2 protein-coding genes are annotated in these 2,190 nt (G+C 58.7%); one reads left to right on the top strand and one right to left on the bottom strand.

Annotated elements, in window-relative coordinates; all coding sequences use genetic code 11:
* On the top strand, positions 1–1,706 hold a 1,706-nt coding region (locus tag NW819_RS12915), incomplete at its 5' end, for an AAA family ATPase (RefSeq protein ID WP_414413988.1).
* Positions 1,707–1,721: 15 nt separating this feature from the next.
* Here NW819_RS12915 and NW819_RS12910 read toward each other — a convergent pair.
* Positions 1,722–2,123, bottom strand: coding sequence for a SaoD/DsrE family protein (locus NW819_RS12910; protein WP_414413987.1), 402 nt, complete (start codon positions 2,121–2,123; stop codon positions 1,722–1,724).
* Positions 2,124–2,190 lie beyond the last annotated feature (67 nt).

The raw sequence follows: 2,190 nt of genomic DNA, 5'->3' as shown, positions 1-2,190 counted from the left end.
TCGGCGCCACCACCCTGGATGAATACCGCAAGCACATCGAAAAAGATGCGGCCCTAGAACGCCGCTTTCAGCCGGTGTACGTGGATCAGCCTTCGGTGGAAGATACCATCTCCATCCTGCGCGGCCTCAAAGAGCGCTACGAGCTGCACCATGGGGTCAAAATCAGCGACTCCGCCTTGGTGGCGGCAGCGGTGCTCTCCAACCGCTACATCTCCGAGCGCTTCCTGCCCGACAAAGCCATTGACCTGGTGGACGAGGCGGCGGCCAAGCTGAAGATGGAGATCACCTCCAAGCCCGTCGAGCTGGACGAGATCGACCGGCGCATCATGCAACTGCAGATGGAGGAGCTCTCCCTGAAAAAAGAAGATGATGCTGCCTCTAGAGATCGCCTCAGCAAAATTGAGCAGGAGCTGGCCAACCTGACGGAGCGACAACGGGAGTTGAATGCTCGCTGGCAATTTGAAAAAGAGGCTATCGAACGCCTGCAAAGCCTTAAAGCCGAGCGGGACGCCGTCAAGCTTCAAATCGAACAGGCTGAACAAAAATATGACCTCAACCGCGCTGCCGAGCTCAAGTACGGCAAGCTGATGGAATTGGAGCGGCAAATCCAAGAGCAGGAGGCTCACCTGGCCAAGCTGCAGGCCAACGGCGAGCCGCTGCTGCGGGAGCAAGTGACTCCTGAAGATATCGCTGAGATCGTCTCCCGCTGGACCGGGATCCCAGTCACCAGCCTGATGGAGTCGGAAAAGCAGAAGCTGCTGCGCCTGGAAGCCCATTTGCACCAGCGGGTGGTGGGCCAAGACGAGGCGGTAGCCGCCGTAGCGGCAGCCATTCGGCGCGCCCGGGCCGGCATGAAGGATCCCAATCGCCCCATCGGCTCTTTCCTGTTCATGGGGCCCACTGGCGTGGGGAAAACCGAGCTGGCCCGTGCTTTGGCGGAGTTCCTCTTCGACACTTCCGAGGCGATGGTGCGCATCGACATGTCCGAGTACATGGAGAAGCACTCGGTCTCTCGTTTGGTGGGGGCCCCTCCAGGCTACGTGGGCTACGAAGAAGGCGGGCAGCTCTCCGAGGCGGTGCGGCGACGCCCCTACTCGGTGGTGCTGTTTGACGAGGTGGAAAAAGCCCACCCGGATGTCTTCAACATCCTGCTGCAGGTGCTGGACGATGGCCGCATCACCGACTCCCAAGGGCGGACAGTGGACTTCAAAAACACCATCATCATCATGACCAGCAACATCGGCAGCGACCTCATCCTGGAAATTGGGGCCGATGAAAGCCGCTACGAGGAGATGAAAACTCAGGTGCTGGCCATGCTGCGGCACCACTTCCGACCGGAGTTTTTAAACCGGGTGGACGAGCTGATCATCTTCCACGCCCTCACCAAAGAGCAAATTCGCCAGATTGTCGGCCTGCAAATGCAGCGGGTGGAAAAGCTGCTGGCAGATCAGCAAATCGAGATCCTGCTCACCGAAGAAGCCAAGGACTACCTGGCAGAGGTGGGCTACGACCCAGTGTTCGGGGCCCGTCCCCTGAAGCGGGTGATCCAGCGGGAGATCGAAAACCCCATCGCCACCAAGCTGCTGGAAAACGAGTTCCTACCCGGCGACCGCATTTTGGTGGATGTAGCCAACGAGCGGTTGATCTTCCGCAAGATCGGCTCTCAGCCCAGCCAAGAGCCGCCGGCGGCTGTGGCCGTCAGCTAAGTCGGGGTCCTTCCGTCAAAGCGTAATCACTTGGTCAGGTGGGTTGTCCTTCAAGGCCTCGTAGAGGTCAGGGAAACAGCCCACCTGCACTCCTTTGACGACGTTTTTGGGAACGCACCGAGCTAGCTCTCTGCGCCCGCGTCCTTGAGCGTCGCACCAGCGGGGTTCCCCTTCGGCTAGGTTGCGCTCCAGAGCGCACATGTCACACATCATCAGCAGGATGTTTTGCTCTTGGGCAACTTTGGCCAAGCGCTCGCCAATGGGATCCCCCTGCCGCAAAACAAAGCAGTTGTCGTCGAAAAAGAACATGCCCACCACCTGCGCTCCATGCACCCCTGCTTCTAGCTGAGGCAGGATCATCTGGCCCAACTTATAGGTGCCGCAGCGAGGGTGAGTGAACACGTAGGCAACTTTCATGAGGCCCCCTTGCCGTTTTCAATTTTGATTATCAGTAATTATCATTTTCAGCTAGAAATCGCAGGAG

The sequence above is a fragment of the Synechococcus sp. R8-2 genome, assembly GCF_047461715.1.
Lineage (GTDB): Bacteria > Cyanobacteriota > Cyanobacteriia > Thermostichales > Thermostichaceae > Thermostichus.
Note: the sequence above shows the minus strand (reverse complement) of the source record. Positions and strands in the feature narration are given on the sequence as shown.